Origin of the sequence: Streptomyces sp. NPDC014727 (assembly GCF_043083485.1) — a bacterium.
GTDB lineage: Bacteria > Actinomycetota > Actinomycetes > Streptomycetales > Streptomycetaceae > Streptomyces.
In genome coordinates this window covers 441029-459923 of record NZ_JBIBYR010000003.1, presented here as the reverse complement: position 1 = coordinate 459923, position 18895 = coordinate 441029, and the positions used below count along the sequence as shown (strand labels likewise).

The 18895-nt window shown below is 69.4% G+C and carries 15 protein-coding genes; 12 read left to right on the top strand and 3 right to left on the bottom strand.

Annotated features, from left to right (window positions below):
• The first annotated feature begins 114 nt into the window (after positions 1 to 114).
• The 6 genes from ACF1B9_RS08145 (at position 115) to ACF1B9_RS08120 (ending at position 8779) form a co-directional block, all read left to right on the top strand.
• Positions 115 to 237 (top strand): hypothetical protein, encoded by a 123-nt coding sequence (locus tag ACF1B9_RS08145; protein ID WP_391739708.1) that lies wholly within the window; start codon positions 115 to 117, stop codon positions 235 to 237.
• A gap of 947 nt (positions 238 to 1184) precedes the next feature.
• A complete protein-coding gene (locus tag ACF1B9_RS08140) occupies positions 1185 to 1682 on the top strand; it encodes a hypothetical protein (protein ID WP_391739707.1) in 498 nt (165 codons plus the stop codon).
• 138 nt (positions 1683 to 1820) lie between these two features.
• Positions 1821 to 3929, top strand: coding sequence for an FG-GAP-like repeat-containing protein (locus ACF1B9_RS08135; protein WP_391739706.1), 2109 nt, complete (start codon positions 1821 to 1823; stop codon positions 3927 to 3929).
• 438 nt (positions 3930 to 4367) lie between these two features.
• The gene (locus tag ACF1B9_RS08130) at positions 4368 to 7724 is read left to right on the top strand and encodes an ALF repeat-containing protein (protein WP_391739705.1); all 3357 of its coding nucleotides are present in this window, start codon (positions 4368 to 4370) and stop codon (positions 7722 to 7724) included.
• 92 nt (positions 7725 to 7816) lie between these two features.
• Positions 7817 to 8194 carry a hypothetical protein gene (locus tag ACF1B9_RS08125; RefSeq protein ID WP_391739704.1) on the top strand — a complete coding sequence of 126 codons (378 nt, stop codon included), beginning with the start codon at positions 7817 to 7819 and terminating at the stop codon, positions 8192 to 8194.
• Between the two features lie 90 nt (positions 8195 to 8284).
• Positions 8285 to 8779: a hypothetical protein gene (locus ACF1B9_RS08120; protein ID WP_391739703.1), complete on the top strand. Its 495-nt coding sequence runs from the start codon at positions 8285 to 8287 to the stop codon at positions 8777 to 8779.
• 179 nt (positions 8780 to 8958) lie between these two features.
• Here the strand turns inward: ACF1B9_RS08120 and ACF1B9_RS08115 are convergent, their stop codons facing one another.
• A complete protein-coding gene (locus tag ACF1B9_RS08115) occupies positions 8959 to 9423 on the bottom strand; it encodes an SRPBCC family protein (RefSeq protein ID WP_391739702.1) in 465 nt (154 codons plus the stop codon).
• A gap of 46 nt (positions 9424 to 9469) precedes the next feature.
• Between ACF1B9_RS08115 and ACF1B9_RS08110 the strand changes: the two genes are divergently transcribed.
• Both ACF1B9_RS08110 and ACF1B9_RS08105 read left to right on the top strand, forming a co-directional pair.
• On the top strand, positions 9470 to 10078 hold the full coding sequence (locus ACF1B9_RS08110; protein ID WP_391739701.1) for a TetR/AcrR family transcriptional regulator: 609 nt from the start codon (positions 9470 to 9472) through the stop codon (positions 10076 to 10078).
• 354 nt (positions 10079 to 10432) lie between these two features.
• On the top strand, positions 10433 to 11749 hold the full coding sequence (locus ACF1B9_RS08105) for a TerD family protein (RefSeq protein WP_391739700.1): 1317 nt from the start codon (positions 10433 to 10435) through the stop codon (positions 11747 to 11749).
• A 53-nt stretch (positions 11750 to 11802) separates the two neighbouring features.
• Here the strand turns inward: ACF1B9_RS08105 and ACF1B9_RS08100 are convergent, their stop codons facing one another.
• Positions 11803 to 12975, bottom strand: a complete 1173-nt coding sequence (locus ACF1B9_RS08100; protein ID WP_391739699.1) for a glycosyltransferase — start codon at positions 12973 to 12975, stop codon at positions 11803 to 11805.
• A 58-nt stretch (positions 12976 to 13033) separates the two neighbouring features.
• Here ACF1B9_RS08100 and ACF1B9_RS08095 point away from each other — a divergent pair, with 58 nt between their 5' ends.
• From ACF1B9_RS08095 to ACF1B9_RS08080, 4 genes are all read left to right on the top strand, one after another.
• On the top strand, positions 13034 to 13819 hold the full coding sequence (locus tag ACF1B9_RS08095) for a glutamate racemase (RefSeq protein WP_391739698.1): 786 nt from the start codon (positions 13034 to 13036) through the stop codon (positions 13817 to 13819).
• Positions 13820 to 13878: 59 nt separating this feature from the next.
• The gene (locus tag ACF1B9_RS08090; protein ID WP_391739697.1) at positions 13879 to 14442 is read left to right on the top strand and encodes a hypothetical protein; all 564 of its coding nucleotides are present in this window, start codon (positions 13879 to 13881) and stop codon (positions 14440 to 14442) included.
• Positions 14443 to 15267: 825 nt separating this feature from the next.
• Positions 15268 to 16869, top strand: coding sequence for an apolipoprotein N-acyltransferase (gene lnt / locus ACF1B9_RS08085; RefSeq protein WP_391739696.1), 1602 nt, complete (start codon positions 15268 to 15270; stop codon positions 16867 to 16869).
• Between the two features lie 29 nt (positions 16870 to 16898).
• Positions 16899 to 17378 carry an NUDIX domain-containing protein gene (locus tag ACF1B9_RS08080; RefSeq protein WP_351081140.1) on the top strand — a complete coding sequence of 160 codons (480 nt, stop codon included), beginning with the start codon at positions 16899 to 16901 and terminating at the stop codon, positions 17376 to 17378.
• A 51-nt stretch (positions 17379 to 17429) separates the two neighbouring features.
• Here the strand turns inward: ACF1B9_RS08080 and ACF1B9_RS08075 are convergent, their stop codons facing one another.
• Complete coding sequence (locus tag ACF1B9_RS08075) at positions 17430 to 18818, bottom strand: MFS transporter (protein WP_391739695.1); 1389 nt, start codon at positions 18816 to 18818, stop codon at positions 17430 to 17432.
• Positions 18819 to 18895: the final 77 nt, after the last annotated feature.

Here is an 18895-nt window from a genome sequence, read left to right as displayed (position 1 = left end):
TCCGGACGCTGTTGACCGATTCGAGCCCTGCGACTTCGCCCCGCCGGATCTGTCCGGCGGGGCGAAGCCGCGCGAAGTGGCAGGAGCGGATGCGGCCTGGGGTGTTTCGGTGAGGTGGGGGTCGATTCGGGCGAGGTTGATCGCGGCGCCGGTGAGTTGGTGCTGGAGATCGAGAACCACCGGCTCAAGGAGACCAACGCGGCCCTGAATCAGCAACTGGCCGCAAGCGGGCGATAGGGGGATGAATTACGTGAGTGGAATGCCTCCTGGGTAGAGTAAATGGTCAGTGAAGTCGGTTATGCGTGCAACAGGTATCCGATTATCGTTGATGCTCAGACCTTCTGGCGGCCAGCTGGGACGGGTTGAAATCATGTGATGTCGGTTGATCCGCAGTTGAAAGCGGAGTTCTCGGCTGCCTTGTTCTCGCTCATGTCATTGATGACTTGTTCGTGCCATCGGCCTGAAAGTATTCGTGCAATGGCCTGTTTCGGTATTGCGTTGGCCGAGACCTCCCTAGGCGCGTACCCCTTGAGGTAACCCGAGTCCTCCTCGTTCCGGGTGCCGGGCCGAGTGCCCCGGGGGTCGGGGATGAGGTCGATGCCGACGGCTCAGGCGGTCCGCATCGTCGATCTAACCGGTGATATCGCCAAATTTATCCGCCCCTGACGGCTGATATCACCTCCGCATGGTCTTCGTCGCCTCACGCCCCGCGTGCTGGGCGTGGTAGCCGAGGGTGGCGCGTGAGGATGTGCCCCCGCAGAGGGGCAGACGGATCTTCTCGTTTGCAATCTGTTCGCAACCATCACTGGTCCGGCATGATATGACGAATCGTCAACTTTATGACCCCTTGTCTCGCGGTCCGGGCGACGCCGCACTTTAGGATGTGCAGGCTGATATCGAGAGTGGTGAACGGGGTGACGGAATTCCATCAGCAAATCCTCGACCATTACCGATGGCCGCCGGTGAGGCGCTTGCAGTGCATTGAACCTGTCAATAAGCCCGGATATCTTCTGCCTCCAGTGATATGAATATTCGGCCCGGTGCGGAGTGTTGGCGCACCAAGGGGCGTGTCACGTGCTGGGGGGTGCGGTCTCGGATTTCGTCGAGCGGTGCACAACTGCGCCTGCTTGCACGCGACGTCTTATGTGTCATTGATGTCCGACCATGAGAGGTTGACGAAAAACATGAGAGTCCGTACCTTGCTGTCCTTCTCCCTGGCGGCGTGCGCCGCTGTCGGTGCGTTGGTGGTGTCGGCCCCCTTCGCGGGGGCCGGTCCCCGGACCGCGGTGGCCGCCGACGGCGAGGTGCCGCCGGTGGCGGTGGAGGACTTCGCCTATCCGGACGCCGACAAGATCTTCGCCGATACGGGCATCCGCCTGAAGCGCGGCGACGGGCACATCGTGCTCACCGACTGCGCGACCGCGACCGCTCCGGTCGAGCTCTACTCGCGCGGCAAGGGCAAGTTCTGCCTTCAGCTCTCCGGCAACAGCGGCTACCTGTCCATGGAGGTCCCGCAGGTCTACGGCGTCAAGTCCAACAACTACGCGCTCACGCTCGACATGGAGGTCGCGGGCACGGCGGTGTCGTTCGACGTCGACAGGAACACCTTTGCGTCGGTGGGTCAGAGCGCGGACCCGGAGCACCGTGACCACACGCTCCTTGAGGTACACGCCACCAAGTAGCGGTTGACCCGGGGTCTTTCGGGGCGAGGTTTCGCCAGGAGACGACATCGCCCAGACCCCTTATTCGGGCAAGGCACTTTTTCTGACAGAGAGTTGAGACGATTCGTGTCCGGAAGACGTTCTGGTGCGGTGCGTGGCATGGCGTTGCTCGCTTGTGCCGCAGCCGCAGGCTCCACCTTCCTCACCGCCCCCGTGGCCCACGCGGTCGCCGGCACCCCCGTCGCGAACGGCGGCTACTCCTTCACCGCGTACCTCGACATCGGTGACGGTCAGCGCGCCTGTTCCGGGGCCCTGGTCGCACCCCAGTGGGTGGCGACCGCCGCCTCATGTTTCGCAGCCGACCCGCAGGCAGGTTCCGAAGTCCTCGCAGGCAAGCCGTCGTTGAAGACGATGGCCACGATCGGCCGCACCGATCTGACCGCCACCACAGGCGGTCACGTCAGCGAGATCGTGCAGTTGGTACCGCGTGCGGGCCGCGACATGGTCATGGCCCGCCTGGCCACCCCCGCCACTGGCATCACCCCCGTCAAACTGGCCACCACGCCGCCTCGGGCCGGAGACGCCCTGAAGGTGACCGGCTACGGTCGTACCAAGACGCAGTGGGTGCCGGACAAGCTCCACGAGGCCGCGTTCACGGTCGATTCCCTCGCCGACGGTGCCCTGAACATCACCGGCAAGACCGCCGACGACGCGGTCTGCATGGGCGACACCGGTGGGCCCGTGCTGCGCGAGGCGGGCAGCGGTGCGTACGAACTGGTCGGCGTCAGCAGCCGCTCCTGGCAGGGTGGTTGTTTTGGCAGCAGCGAAACCCGCAATGGGGCCATTGCCGCCCGTGCGGACAGCTCCGCACTCGGCGCGGCTCTTCAGGCGGGTCAGCGCCTTCTGCCCGGCGACTCGCTGATCTCCAACTCCGCCAAGGCCACCTTGCAGGCCGACGGTGACTTCGTCATCACCTCCAACGCGGGCAAAACCCTGTGGTCGACCGGGACCGGCGGCAACGCCGGCGCTACCGTACGCCTCGACGCGAGCGGCAATCTGGTCGTGCTCAAGGCGGATGGCACCACGAAGTTGTGGGAGTCCAAGACCGACGCCCCCGGTGGCTCGGCCGTTCTCACCGATCGCGGCAACTTCGTCGTCTACACCGACAAGAACGAGTCCCGCTGGTCCAGCGGAACTGTCATCCGCAATGACTACAACAACGACGGCCGCAGCGACATCGCCGACTGGTACGACTACGCCGACGGCCACGACGCGATGCACCGCTTCATCGCGGGCCCCGACGGAACCTTCCTGCCGCCGGTCACCAGCTGGACCCGCGCGGCGGGGGGCTACACCGCCGACAAGATGAAGTTCCTCACCGGCGACTACAACGGCGACGGCACCGGCGACGTAGCGGCCTTCTACGGCTACGCCGATGGCTCGATGGCCCTGTTCACCTGGCTCGGCAAGGGCGACGGCAACTTTGCCGAGCCGCTCACGTCGTGGAAGGTCGCACCCGGCAACTGGACCGCGGCGAACGTGAACCCGCAGAGCGGTGACTTCAACGGCGACGGCCGGGACGACATCTCCGTCTGGTACGACTACTCCGACGGCAGCGACAAGCTGTTCACCTTCATCGCCAGGCCCGACGGTGGTTTCGCCGCCCCGGTTGCGTCCTTCTCCAGCCCGGACGGCAACTGGTACGCGGAGCACATGAAGTTTGCCACCGGGGACTACAACGGCGACGGCCGTGACGACCTGGCTGTCTTCTACGGCTACAACGACAAGAAGATGGCCCGCCTGTTCACCTTCACCGCCAAGCCTGACGGTGGTTTCGCCGCCCCGGTCGCCGGCTGGGAGTCCGCCGCCTGGGGTGACGGCGCCCGCTCCACCATCAACTCCGGTGACTTCAACGGCGACGGCCGGGACGACATCTCCGTCTGGTACGACTACGCCGACGGCTCCGACGGCGTCTCCACCTGGCTCGCGGAGCCCAACGGGACCTTCAAGACCCGTACCGTGGCGGCGACCATCGCGGCCGGAAATGTCTGGCGCGAACACATGAAGGTCGTCGCTGGTGACTACGACGGCGACGGTCGCGACGACCTCGGATTCATGTACGGGTACGACACCGGGACCGTCAAGATGTTCACCATGACAGCCAAGGCCGACGGCACGTTCAACAACTATGTCGGCAGCTGGGCCTCCACCGGATCCAACTGGACCTTCGGCAACGTGCACCTGCTGGAGCGCTACAACCAGCAGTAGTCCGCCGCGGCAGCCGTTCCACCGGGCAGGACCGTGCACCCCGGATCCTGCCCGGTGGCGGGGCGGTGACGCCCGCCCCGCCCCTCTGCCCGCGGAAGTGCGCTGCGGGCGGCGAGCAGCGGGGGATCGACGTTCCTGTTCCGACGGCGTCACCTTCCTGACCGCGGCCCCAACGGCCGCCCCCGTGAGCGACGTACGCGGCATGGCGCAGATGGCCGGCCGCCGTCGCTGCCCGTGGCGCACGACGCGACGACATATCAAGAGCGAATCATCGGTTTGCTCAACAAACGTCCTGCACCGCCGGATTGGGGCCGGCGAACGGTGAGCCCACCTATGCCCATAAATGAGATGCTGCACCCAATGCGCTCCGCATGATGAGTAATTGAGGTGCTGCATCCATTTCTGTAACGCACGTCCCTTACGGAAAGGATGCATGCCATGTCTCCTACGTTGTGGAGCAGACGACGCCTACTCACCACACTCGCCGGGGTCACTGCCGTCCCCGCACTGCCCTCCATTCTCACCTTGACCGCCGGCCCCGCCCACGCCGCCGACACCGACCCCAGCGGCACGGCGAACGGCCTGCCGGACACCGATCGGGGCAAGGCCGTGTGGGCCTACAAGATCGGCGGCATCGCGACCCGCGAGGCAGCCACAGCCGCACTCCTCGGCACCTCGGCCGCTGTCTCCGACTTCCTCGCCCGCGGGCTGCCGGCCGCCAAGGCGGACGACAACCGCTACGCCATCTTCAGTAGCCTCCCCTATGCCGGTCAGGCCGTGCGCGAATCAGCCAACACCGCGTTGGGCGCCGGGGACGACGCGATCGCCGCCTACCTGCTCGACGGATACGACGACTCAGTCGACGAGGACCTGCGCGTGGCGGTCTTCACCGTCATGAACAACAGCGGCACTGCTGTGAAGCGGGAGGCGTCCAGGGCGCTGGACCAAGGTACCCGGGCGGACCTGAAGAAGTTCCTGGAACAGACCCAGTACACCGCCCAGCAGGAGGACGAGCAGGTGGAGGTCTTCTCCGTCCTCAACGGCGCCTCCCCGGAGGTGAAGAAGTACGCGCAGCGCGCCCTTGAGGACGGATCGCCCGAGGCGATCCACCAGTTCCTGGTCTCCGGCCAGTACATCGCCCGAGCCCGCGACGAGGAAGCTGCGACGATCGACCAGTTGGTCGAGATCGTCGAGCGCGAGGGCCGGCGGGCGGAGCTGACGACAAAGCAGGCCGTGTCCGCCTCCGACAGCGCCAAGGCTGCTGCCGCGCAGGCCAAGGCTGCCGCACTGGAGGCCGCGGAGGAGGCGAAGGCGGCCCAGCAGGACGTGGTGAAGTCGGCCAGGGCGGCGAACAACGCAGCCGGTGCCGCACGCGGGGCCGCCGATGCCGCCAATGTCGCGATCGCCGCCTCCCGTACCGCCCAGTCGGCTTCCCATCGCGCCGCGCTGGCCGCGCAGGCCGCCGCGGCCGCTGCCGCATCGGCCGGAAATGCCGCCTCCCGCGCCTACAACGCCGCCATCGCCGCCTCCAAGGACGCGTCCAAGGCCGCCGCGGCCCGCTCGGCCGCCGTGGGCGCCCGGAACGCCGCCTCCCGCGCGCGCACCGCGGCCGCGGCCGCCGACCAGGCCGCCATCGCCTCCAGCCAGGCCTCCGCGGCCGGTTCCGCTGCCGCAGCCGCGGCCCAGAACGCCGCCGCGGCCGCCAATGCCTCGGCCGACGCTGCGGCTTCCGCGGGCGCAGCGCAGTCCCAGGCGGCGAAGGCGAAGCAGGCAGCCGCCGAGGCCAACGCCGCCGCGGCACGGGCCACCCGTGCAGCGGGCACGGCCCAGACGCTGGCCAAACGGGCTGCCACCGCGGCCGCCGTCGCCCGCGACGCCGCCAACAGCGCCGCCGATCACGCCGACAAGGCCGCGGACGCGGCCGAAGAGGCAGCGGCCAACGCGGGCAAGGCCATCGAGTACGCCAAGCGCTCCACCGCCTACGCCGCAGCCGCTGTCGAGGCGGCCACCACGGCCTCCAACGCGGTCAAGGAAGCCCAGGAGGTGGAGGCGGCGGCCCGCGTGGCGGAGACCGCCCAGATCGCCGCGGACACCGAACTCGGCGTCAAGGAGGCCAAACTCAGAGCGCAGGAGGAGGTCGACGACGCCGCGCGAGCCGAGAAGGAGCGCACCCAGGCGGACCAGACCGCCCAGGACATCAAGAACCTCATCATCGCCGCCGAGGCGGCCGTGCAGTCCGGCGACACCGCCGGCGGTGTCACGTCCGGCCGGAAGGCCGCGGTCAGACTCCTCGACTCGCCCGGCACCTGGACCCGCCAGGCCGTCGAGTTCGCTCTCGCCGGAACCGACGACGACATCATCAACTGGATCAGGGTGGACCGCCTTCTCGCGCAGAGGCAGGACGACCGGGAAAACGTCCTGGCCCTCGCAGCGTCGGCCCCGGCCGCTGTGGCCGAGGCCGCCTACCAGGCGTTGGCCAGCGACGATCCGGACGCCGCCCGCGCATTCCTGGAGACCGGGGTCATCGAAGCGGCGGCGACGGACAACCGTGTCACGGTGTTCACGGTTCTCAACGAGAACCCGGGCCAGGCCGTGAAGGAGAAGGCCACCGCGGCGCTGAGCGACGGAAGCGCCCAGGCCCTCCACCGTTTCCTGGCCGTCGAACTGGCGGAGGCGATGAAGGAGGACGACCAGGTCGAGGTGTTCCGCCTTCTCAACACGGGCGGGGCCTACGTACAGTCGGCCGCGCAGATCGTCCTGGAAGGCTCCTCGCGGATGCGGCGTGCCTTCGTCGTCCGCGACCAGTTCAACGTCGCCCGTCTCGACCTCGACCAGGCCACCCATATCTCTGCCATCCGCGCCTCCATCGCCCACGCGGCGAAGATCGCCGCAGAGGCGCTTCAGAACGCCGCGCTGGCCTCCAAGGCTGCGGCCGAGGCCCGCGCGGCCGCGAAGGAGGCATCCGAGTGGGAGGCGAAGGCAAAGGGCTACGCCCAGGACGCCACCGACTCGGCGAACGAGGCCAAGTCCAACGCGGACGCCGCCGACAAGTCCGCGGCCGCCGCGGCCAAGTCGGCGAAGGACGCACTGGCGGCGGCGGCCACCGCACGCGGTGCGGCCCGGAGCGCGAACTACTCGATGCGCCAAGCGGTCGGGTCGGCGAAGCAGGCGGTGTCGTACGCGGTGGACGCGCAGGCCTCGGCCTCCCAGGCGCGGGCCGCGGCCGTACAGGCCGGCAAGGACGCCCAGGGCGCCGCGGCGGCCGCGAGTGAAGCCCACGCGATCGCCGCGGCGAAGCGGCAGGCCGAGGTCGTCGCGGCGGCGAAGAAGGCGGCCGAGGAGGCGAAGAAGCACGAGCAGAACGGGACCAACCCCTCCGACAGCCCCGAGAACGACGACGACGGCGACACCAAGTTCTGGGGCCTGTGGCCGGAAGACATATCCGACCCCAAGGACTGGGCGACGGTCACCGGGCACTGGAGCACGGTCTTCGGAGCGGGCGCCGTCGTCCTGGGGGTCGGCTCCTTCTTCTTCCCGCCGCTCGCACCGTTCGCGGTGGGGGCCGGCTACGTGTCCTGGGGCCTCCAGGGGGTGAGCGCCGTCCTCAGCGGATTCGGGTACGGCTGGGACAGCAGCCAGTTCCAATCGGCACTCGGGCTCTTCGCGCTCGGCGGAGCTTTCTTCGGCAAGGCAAGTGTGTTCAAGAAGTTCGGTCTGGCGGAGGAAGTCGGTGCGAAGGTGTCCGGTGTCGTCAGTGATGCGACAACCACGGTGATCGGCTGGCTCACCTGGTAGGAATTGCGTGCAGCAGGTGGGGTGGGGCGAGACGACATCTCGTGTCACCCCACCCTGCGTGTGCGTCCGTAATGCCGGAGAAGGGAAGACACATGTTGACATCCACGTTCTCGGTCACCGAGTGGTGGATGGCGGCCGTGGTGTCCGGCATCGCCCTCGCGGTGGCGGCGCAGTCCATGGCCACCACGAGAAGGGACAAACTGATCGCGGTCTCGCTTCCCCTGGTGGGTGCGGTGTGCATCGCCGTGAATTCGGCGGCACGAGGCTATACGGGGCCGACGCCGCTGATGCTGTACACGGCGACCGCGATGGGGCTGGCAGTTTTGAGGGTCATCTTCGCCAAATACGTCAGGCGCCAGCTCGATCTGAAGCATGCGGGCAAACCGATGGAGGTGGCGACAGGCAAGCAGACTGCGATCTTCCTCCTCACCTTCGCGGCTGTTGTTATGGCCATGGCTGTAATTCTGTGAAGCCGGTGCCTGGGTGCCCGGGGCCGGTGCTCGTAACCGCAGGCGTGGCCGTAGCCGTAGCAGTACCGCTTGAGGGAAGGGGAGGTTCAGATGGTTGTTCCTTTGTGGGTCCTTGCGGTGGTGATTCCCGAGTTCGTGTTGACAAGCATGGTGCTGCGGTGGCTGCCGGCCAAGCAGGAGCGGTGGATGGCGGCGCTGCCGTTTCCGGCGATGCTCGTGATGGCACCGACGCTGCGGTTCGTCGCGCAGGTGCAGTGGCCCGGAGTCCTTGCTACCTGCGCCGGTCTGCTGTGGGGAGTCGCCATAGCGCTGCTGCCGTTTCGCGGATGGGTGTCGTCGTGGACGCTGCCCGCGCGCGGCCAGGGGCACTTGGGGTGGCGCGAAGTGGCTCTGGTGGCGCTCGGCGTCCTGACACCGCTGACGACGAAGGCATCGGACGCTGCGATGGAGAAGGCCTTCGCGGTGCGTCAAGTGGTGCGGGCGAGGGGCGAGTTCCCCTGGCCGATGGGTGTGGCACTGCTGGCGATTCCCGTGGGGTGCGCGGTGGGGGCCGGGTGGGCGGTGGACACCCTGGGGTGGGGGTGACGGTCGTCCGCCGACTGCCGCCGGATGGGGCATTGCGGCACGGGGCTGATGTTCAACGCGGCGAGGTGCCGTAGCTGTCGTCGCGCGCCCGCCAGGGATCACGGGACAGCCCTAAGGGTGTGATGAGCGCACAGGGCGCATGCCGGGCAGTCGACGCCGGCGCGGACGCCGCCGACGCATCAGGATCCAGCAGTGGGCACGTGGCGAACCAACTCGGTGGCCAGACGTCGCATGACCGTACGGTTGGCGCGCCGCATCGTGGCACGGACGACGGGCGCCAGCAGGCAGTCGGCGAGCGGGACGCGCGCCCAGGCATACGTGAACGACACGTGACTTCCGCCGGTCCGCAGCGGCTCGATGGTGTAGGTGCCGTGAGCCAGGCGTCGGCCGGCCGCGCTGACGTTCCGTTCGACAATGCGCCGCGGCGGGTCGGCCTCGACGACCTCGATGGTGACATCGGTCTTCGTGCCGCCCAGCGCGGCTGTGACCGTGGCGCACGATCCGATGCCGCGGACGGGGCCACTGTAGTGCCAGTCGGTCAGGTAGTGGTTGGTGAATCGCTCGTGGTGAGCCATGACATCGAGGAAGTCGTAGACCTGCTCGGGCGTCTGCGGTACGTCGATCAACACGGTGACAGACTTCATGTACCACACGGTACATAGGGCATGTACCCATGGGTACGCTTGTGACGTGGTGAATACGGACGGCTCGCATCCTGAGGGCAAGACCGCGCCCGGCACGGACGGAGGCCGGCGCTCTCAACTGGTGAACGCGGCCGTCGACTACGTCGCGGCACACGGCTTCGCGGACCTGAGCCTGCGCGGCCTGGGCGCCGCGATCGGCGTCAGTCACCGCATGCTGATCCACTATTTCGGCTCCAAGGAACAGCTGCTCGTCGAGATCGTCCGGACGTCGGAGCAGCGCCAGCGTGATCTGCTGTCCCGGTTCCGCCTGGAACCCGGTCTCTCGCCCTCCGATACTGCGCGGCTCCTCTGGCGACAGCTGACGGACCCTCGACTGGCCGGTCAGGAGCGGCTCTTCTTCGAAATCTGCGGGCACGCGCTGCGAGGCCGCCCCGAGGCCGCCCCGGTCCTCGAAGGGCTCGTGAACGACTGGTTGGAGCCGCTCATGTGCGCCGAGGTCGCCGCAGGTGCGGACCCTGCCGTGGCCCGGAACCGCGCCAGGCTGGGACTCGCCACCGTCCGCGGTCTGCTGCTCGACCTGCTCGCCACCGGTGACCGCGCCGGCGTCGACGCGGCGATGGAGGAGTTCCTCCGGCTGTACTACGGCTCGAAGTGACGGAGTCGCCGATCAGGCCAAGCGACTGGGCCGGACGACGACCACCGTTCGTCGGGCAGTGCCGGGACCGCGCGGACCGGCGCCACCTTGATCGGGAACTCCACAGAGCCGATCCTGCGAGCCCCACGCCCCCGGACGCTCCCGGCGGCCGGCAGGGGCATCGCCATGGTCCCGGAAGGGGAGCGGGACGAACAGTACTGCTCGTGTGCGTGCTGCAGCGCCGTCCGGCCCTTCACGAGGTCGGGGCCGCTGCGTTACCGGCGGATCGCCGGGCGGTGGACGCACTGCTGTGGGCCCCGTGGCGCGCAGGGGATTAGGTTGTCGGGGAAAAGCCTTCGGGCAGCCGGACTCGCGATGGGGGCGAGCATGACCATGCTAAAAGGCGCCAATGTTCCGGTGGCGGTTCGGGCCGTGCGGGTCGAATTGGGGTGGCGCGCCCTTCCGGGGACACCGGACGTGGACGGCTCGGCACTCCTTCTCGTGTCGGGGAAGGTGCGCGACGACGCCGACTTCGTCTTCTACAACCAGCCGTCCCACACATCCGGCGCGGTTCGTCACGAGGGCAAGCGCACCACCGCCGACGGGGTGACGGACAGCCTCGTCGTCGATCTGGCACGCGTCGAGCCGGCCGTCGAGACCGTCGTCCTGGCGGCCTCCGCGGACGGCGGCACCTTCGGTCAGGTGACGGGGCTTCACGTACGGGTCATGGACGCGTCGAACGGCTCCGAGATCGCGCGGTTCGACAGTGCCGACGCGACGGTCGAGACCGCCTTCATTCTCGGGGAACTCTACCGGCGCCAGGGCGCCTGGAAATTCCGTGCCGTCGGCCAGGGGTACAGCAGCGGTCTCGAAGGCCTCGCGACGGACTTCGGTATTTCCGTCGATGAACCGCAGCGGCCCCAGCCGTATCGACAACCCCAAGCGCCTCAACAGACCCAGGGGGGTCCGCGGGTCGACGATCTGCCCCTGCCGCCGCCGGTTCTCCCGCCCGCGCCGCCGACGGCGCCCCCCGTACCTCCTGCCGCCCCGCCCGTCCGTCTGTCGAAGGTGACGCTCACCAAGGAGACGCCCTCGGTCTCCCTGGCCAAACAGGGCGGTACCACGGGAGTCCTGCAGGTCAATCTCAACTGGCAAGTGCGCAAACAGTTCAAGGGCTGGGCGAGCAAACTCGGCAGAGCGGTTGCCGATCACGCGGACCTCGATCTCGACCTCTGCGCCCTCTACGAACTCACCGACGGCCGCAAGGGAGTCGTACAGGCACTCGGAAACGCGTTCGGCGCACTCAGGCAGCCCCCTTACATCCATCTCGACGGAGACGACCGCACCGGCGCCGTCGCCACCGGTGAGAACCTCACCGTCAACCTCGACCAGAAGGACAAGTTCCGCCGCGTCCTGATCTTCGTCACCATCTATGAAGGCGCCCGGAGTTTTGCCGATCTCCATGCGACGGTCACCCTCCGGCCCCAGCACGGCGCCCCGATCGACTTCTCGCTCGACGAATGCACCGTCCCGTCCACCGTCTGCGCGCTCGCGCTCCTCACCAACAACGGGGGAGACCTCACGGTGCAGCGCGAGGCCCGCTATCTCGTACCCGAGCGCGGAGTGAGCCCGCAGCGCACCATCGACTACGCCTACGGGTGGGGCATGAACTGGACGCCCGGCCGTAAATGACCCCTCGGGGGTCTTGGTCGGCACTGCGGCCATCGGCCCACGGCCGACTCCGCTCACCGGTCCGGTGCGGCCTCGGGACGGGCGTACGTACGCCCCTTCCAGGCCGCGCCGCGCCCCCGGTGGTGCTGCACCGCCGAATCGACCGTCATCAGCAGATAGAGCGCGGCGGTGAACGGCAGCAGCGGCGCCAGCCAGAGCGACTGCCGGTAGTAGCCGAGCATGGGCATGTACGTGCCGGTCATCACCGCCCACGCCGCCCCGCCCGCCCACGCCGCCACCGGAGCACCGCCGAGCAGCCCGACGACGAGTGTGACCGGCGGCGCGAGATAGACCAGCGCGAGCCCCAGGACCGTCCCCAGGAGCAACGGCGGACTGTGCCTCAACTGGGCGTACGCGCTCCGCGACACCATCCGCCACAGATCCGCCAGGCACGGATAGGGCCGCACGCTGTCCACTCGTTCCGCCAGCCCCAGCCAGATCCGCCCGCCGGCGCGCCGCACGGCCCGCGCCAGCGACACGTCGTCGATCACCGCCTGCCGGATCGACTCCGGCACGCGGGCCCGCTCCGCCGCTCCGGTCCGCAGCAGCACACACCCGCCGGCCGCCGCGGCCGTCCGGGCACCCGCCCGGTTCACCCACCGGAACGGATAGAGCTGCGAGAAGAAGTACACGAAGGCCGGGACGACCATCCGCTCCCAGACGCTCGACACCCGCAGCCGGGCCATCTGCGAGACCAGGTCGAACCCGCCCGAGACGGCGGCGGCGACGAGTTCCCGCAGGCTGTCCGGCTCATGCGCGATGTCGGCGTCCGTCAGCAGCAGATACTCCGGCTGCCGGGCCCGCGCCAGCGAGATCCCGTGCCGCACGGCCCACAACTTGCCTGTCCAGCCGGGCTCCGGCGCACCGGGCGACACCACCGTCACCGGCAGCCCTCCGTACCGCACGGACAGCGCGCGGGCGACATCGCCGGTGCCGTCCTCGCTGCAGTCGTCGACGAGGAAGATCTCGGCGACCCCCGGATAGTCCTGCGCCAGCAGGGACGGCAGGCTCACCGGCAGCATGTCCGCCTCGTCACGCGCGGGTACGACGATCGCGACGGACGGCCAGTGCTCCGGGGCCTTCCTGGGCGGCAGCCGCTGGTCGGTGCGCCAGAAGAAACCCTGTCCCAGCAGCAGCCACACCCACGCGGCCAGCGAACCCACGGCGATCCAGGCAACGGCACTCATTTGCCGCAGTCTGCCCCACTGTGACGGAACCGCAAGGGCGGTCGACTAAGGTGACCGGGTGAAGATCGCGCTCATGGACTCCGGAATCGGCCTGCTCGCGGCCGCCGCCGCGGTACGCCGCCTGAGGCCCGACGCCGATCTGGTGCTCTCCTCGGACCCGGACAGCATGCCGTGGGGGCCGCGTACCCCCGAGGACGTGACCGTCCGCGCGCTGGACGTGGCCCGAGCGGCTGCGGCCCACCGGCCCGACGCACTGATCGTCGCCTGCAACACGGCCTCCGTGCACGCCCTGTCGACGCTCCGCGCCGAACTCGAACCCGGACTGCCGGTCATCGGTACCGTTCCCGCCATCAAGCCGTCCGTCGCCGGCGGCGTCCCCGTGGCGATCTGGGCCACTCCCGCGACCACGGGCAGCCCGTACCAGCGCGGACTCATCCGTGAATTCGCCGGCTCCGTCGCCGTCACCGAGGTTCCGTGCCCGGGTCTCGCCGACGCCGTGGAGCACGCGGACGAGGCGGCGATCGACCGGGCCGTCGCCGCAGCCGCCGCGCTCACCCCGCGTGACGTGCGGGCCGTGGTCCTCGGGTGCACGCACTACGAACTGGTCGCCGAGCGCATCCGTGCCGCCGTCCGACAGCCCGGTCTGCCTCCCGTTGCGCTCCACGGCTCCGCCGGCGCCGTCGCCGCCCAGGCACTGCGCCGGATCGGGGTCGAACCCGCTCCGTCGGCCGAATGGGCCGGAGGCCTCACCGTCCTTCTCAGCGGGCGCACCGCCGACCTGCCGGAAGCCGCTCTGGCCTATGCCGAGGGGCAGCTGCTGGGAGCCGTCAGCCCCGCCCGCTGACCTGGCGCGGGCCATCGGGCCCATCCCCGGGGTGCGGGTTCTTGAGTACGCTGCTTGACATGAGGGACCACCCCCGAAAACCGAGGCACACCGGAGCCGACCCCCACTCCGAGGTCTGGATCGGCCGGGCCACCAACCGGGCCCAGTGGGTGCTCGCCGCCGCAGGGGCAGCCTGTGTGGCGCTCGGCGTCCAACTGGCCGTGACCTCCAACTGGACCTCCGGTATCGCCCCGCTGCTGATGTCCGTGATCGGCTGCGTCGCCGCCGGACTGCTCATGCTGTTCGGCACTCTCGCCTTCGTGAACGTGGCCGTCCGGGTCGACGGGGACGCTCTGGAGGTGCGCTGCGGCCACATGGGCCTGCCGCGCCGCCGGATCCTGCTCACCCATGTGGTGGGCGCGGAATTCGAACCCCGGGTCACCCCGCGTCAGTGGGGCGGCTGGGGCTACCGCTGGCGCCCCGAGCAGGGCACGGCCGTGGTGGTCCGCAGGGGCGAGGGGCTGGTGCTCAGGCTCGGTGACGGCCGGACGTTCACCATCACGGTCGACGACGCGGAAGCGGGCGTACGGTTCATCCGCGAGCGCCTGCACCTGCGGGCGACCGGCGCGCCGGCCGGAGCCTGACCCGCGGCAGGGTCCGCGGTCGTCGGGGCGCGGCAACGGCTCGGAGCGGGGTGCGACGGGCCGGCCAGGCGTGACGATTCGTGACCGAGGAGTCGTACGCCGTGTCTCCCGTACCGCGGACCGCAGGCCGTTCCGTCCGCAACGCCTGGTCCGTACGCCGCATCGTTCGCCGCGTCCGGATCACCGGCCAGAGCCGGCACCGTCCGGTTCATGTGTCCCGTGTGTACGGTCCTCCCCGTCGTCAGCCGTGCCGCCCGACCCCGCCGTGCCCTCGCCGATGGGGCTGCGGGCCGGCGCGAGCCCCGCGAGCAGCCCCGCCCCCGCGGTCCGGGCGCCGTGTCCGTCGTGGCCGTGGCGCCCGGCATGCCATGACGCGAGAGGAGCCCCAGAAGGAGCGCCCCCACGGCGGCCACCGTGGCCGTCGCCACCGGCAGCAGCGTTCCGCAGATCCGTCCGCAGGCGAAGCCCGCGGCGACGGCGAGCAGAGCCAGCAGAACACCCTCCGGGCCGGTATCCCGTCCGGTGGCGCTGATCAACGACCGGATCGCGCAGGCGGCGAGGATCACGGCCCCGGCTCCGTCGGAAGTGTTGCCGCGTTCCCGCGCTCGGCTCCGTCCCGCTGGTGCGATCGTCACGTTCGCCCCCGACCTGTGACCGTCCCGTCGGCGATCGGCCGGGCACGGCCGATCGGTGGGGGGCTGGCGCACACGGTAATGCCAGCGGCCCGGATCTGTGCGGGAAAGTGGCGAAACGATCCGTCGCGAGGGGTTCCATCACGCGAGCGGGGCTGCCTGGCACGCAGCCGACCACCGTAGACTCCGCCGGGTGAGCGCCACCATCACCCCAGTCGACGACCCGCAGCGGCCCGCATCCACCCCCACGTCCAGGGGGAGACGGGTGATGCCGCGGCTCGTACGGCCTGCAGCCGCCGTGATTTCGGGAGTGCTGCTGTATCTGAGCTTCCCGCCCCGGCCCCTGTGGTGGCTGGTTCTGCCCGGCTTCGCCCTGCTCGGCTGGGTGCTGCACGAACGCAGGCTGCGCGCCGCCTTCGGCCTCGGCCTGCTCGCCGGACTGGGCTTCATGCTGCCGCTGCTGCACTGGACGGGCGAAGAGGTCGGTCCGGTGCCGTGGCTGGCACTCGCAACGGCCGAGGCGCTGTTCATCGCGGTCGGCTGCCTCGGGATCGCCGCCGTCTCCCGGCTCGCCTGGTGGCCCGTGTGGGCCGCCGCGGTGTGGGCCCTCGACGAGGGGATCCGGGCCAGGGTGCCGTTCGGCGGCTTTCCCTGGGGGAAGATCGCCTTCGGGCAGGCGGACGGGCTGTTCCTGCCGCTCGCGGCCGTGGGCGGCACGCCCCTGCTCTCCTTCTCGGTGGTGCTGTGCGGCTTCGGCCTCTGTGAAGCGGTACGTCAGTTCCGTAACTGCCGCAGCACGCGTGAGGTGCCCCGGGCCGCCGTCGCCGCAGCCGCCGCGACTGTCCTCGTACCCGTCGCCGCCGCCTTCGCCGCCCTGCCGCTCGTGGACGACTCGCCCGAGGACGGCACCGCGACCGTCGCCGCGATCCAGGGGAATGTGCCGCAGCTCGGACTCGACTTCAACGCCCAGCGCCGCGCCGTCCTCGACAACCATGTGCGCCGCACGGAACAGCTCGCCCAGGACGTCAAGGCGGGCAAGGTCCCCCAGCCCGACTTCGTCCTGTGGCCGGAGAACTCCTCCGACCTCGACCCCTACCGGAACGCCGACGCCCGGATCGTGATCGACGACGCGGTGAAGGCGATCGGCGTACCCACCGTGATCGGGGCGGTGGTCGAGCCCGACACCGGCAAGTTGCGCAACACCCTCATCCAGTGGGACCCGAAGAAGGGGCCCGTCAGCACATACGACAAGCGGCACATCCAGCCGTTCGGCGAATACATCCCGATGCGCTCCTTCGTACGCCTCTTCAGTTCCGACGTGGACCGTGTACAGAGGGACTTCGGCCCCGGAAAGCAGGTCGGCGTCTTCGGCCTGGCGGGTACGAACGTGGGGCTGGTGACCTGTTACGAGGCGGCGTTCGACGACGCCGTACGGGACACGGTCGAGCACGGCAGCCAACTGATCGCCGTACCCAGCAACAACGCCACCTTCGGGCGCAGTGAGATGACCTATCAGCAGCTGGCCATGTCCAGGGTGCGGGCGGTCGAGCACAGCAGGTCCGTCGTCGTCCCCGTGACCAGCGGGGTCAGTGCGATCATCCGCCCGGACGGGACTGTCGTCCAGAAGACGAAGCTGTTCACCCCGGACGCGCTCGTGGACAAGGTGCCGTTGAGGTCCTCGCTCACGCCCGCGACCAGGATGGGCACGCTCCCCGAAGGAGTCCTCGCACTGATCGCCGTGGCGGGGCTCGGCTGGGTCACCGTCCGTTCGGTACGGCTGCGGCGCAGCCGCTGACCACCCACCCGCCACGTAGGGTCGGTCCCATGGCTACTCCTGATTTCATCCGCGAGATCCGCGCCACCGCGGGCCAACAGCTGCTCCTGCTGCCGGGCGTCACCGCCGTGGTCTTCGACGACGAGGGTCGAGTGCTCCTCGGACGCCGTTCCGACACCGGCAAGTGGTCGGTCATCGGCGGTATCTGCGAGCCGGGTGAGCAGCCTGCGGCGACGGCGGAGCGCGAGGTGTACGAAGAGACCGCTGTGCGCTGTGTGGCGGAGCGGGTGGTGCTCACCCAGGCCCTGGAACCGGTGCAGTACGCCAACGGCGACCGCTGCCAGTATCTGGACGTCACCTTCCGCTGCCGGGCGACCGGGGGTGAGGCACGCGTCAACGACGACGAGTCGCTGGAGGTGGGCTGGTTCCCGGTGGACGCGCTGCCGCCGTTGAACGAGTTCGGACTCTTCAGGATCAAGCAGTCGCTGACCGACGAACCCACCTGGTTCGAGCCCACCGCTCAGAAGTGACGACGGTGCCGTCGGACGGGCCCGGTTCTCCGGCCCGTCCGACGGCACGGCTCAGACGCCTCGGGCGTCGGCCGGCAGCGCCGCGGGCGCGTCCGGCTCCGGGGCAGCAGCCCCCTCGATGTCCGTGAGATCCCGGTTCCTGGTCTCCTTGGCACAACCGACCGCCAGTACGGTGATGAGCGCCGCGGCTATGACGTACAGCGAGATGGGTGTCGAGCTGTCGAAGTCCGCCAGCAGAGCGGTGGCGATGAGCGGCGCCGGGGCACCGGCCGCGACCGATGAGAACTGCGCCCCGATCGACGCGCCCGAGTAGCGCATCCGGGTGGCGAACATCTCCGAGAAGAAGGCCGCCTGAGGCGCGTACATCGCGCCGTGGAAGATGAGCCCGACAGTGACGGCGAGCAGCAGGCTCCCGAAGCTCCGGGTGTCGATCAGCGCGAAGAACGGGAACATCCACAGCCCCACGCCGATGGCGCCGACCAGATAGACGGGCTTGCGCCCGATCCGGTCCGACAGCGCGCCCCACGCCGGAATGACCGCGAAGTGGATGGCCGAGGCGATGAGCACCGCGTTGAGCGCCGTCTGCTTGCCCAGATCTGCCGCAGTGGTCGCGTAGACGAGGATGAACGCCGTGATGACGTAGTAGCTGATGTTCTCCGCCATCCGGGCCCCCATGGCGATCAGCACGTCGCGCCAGTGGTGCCGCAGTACGGCGACGATCGGCATCTTCTCCGTCGCGCCGGCGGCAGACCTGCGCTCCTCGGCCTGCGCCAGCGCTGCCTTGAACACCGGCGATTCGTCGACCGAGAGACGAATCCACAGGCCGAGAAGCACCAGTACCCCGGAGAGCAGGAAGGGGATGCGCCACCCCCATGCCCCGAAGGCCGAGTCCGACATCAGGGCGGTGAGAGCGGAGAGCACCCCGGTGGCGAGCAACTGCCCGGCCGGAGCCCCGGTCTGCGGCCAGGAGGCCCAGAACCCGCGCCGCTCGGGGTCCCCGTGCTCCGACACCAGCAGCACGGCCCCACCCCATTCACCACCGAGGGCGAAGCCCTGCACCAGGCGCAGGACGGTGAGGAGCACGGGGGCGGCGGCCCCGACCGTGGCATGCGTCGGCAACAGCCCGATGGCGAACGTCGCTCCGCCCATCATCAACAGGCTGAGCACCAGCAGCTTCTTCCGGCCGAGCCGGTCGCCGTAGTGCCCGAACACCAGGGCGCCGAGCGGCCGGGCGGCGAAGCCGACCGCGTAGGTCAGGAACGAGAGGAGCGTGCCGACGAGCGGGTCGGACTCGGGGAAGAACAGCTTGTTGAAGACCAGCGCGGCGGCTGACCCGTACAAGAAGAAGTCGTACCACTCGATGGTGGTCCCGATGAGACTTGCGGCGACGATGCGCTTGAGCGAGCGGGTGGTCGGCGGGGCGGATGCCGAGGCAGCCATGAACACCACTTCCGGGCGGTTGGCGGGGACGGTTTCGTGTCGCCACACCGTAGGAATGGGCAGGTCAGAGGCACATG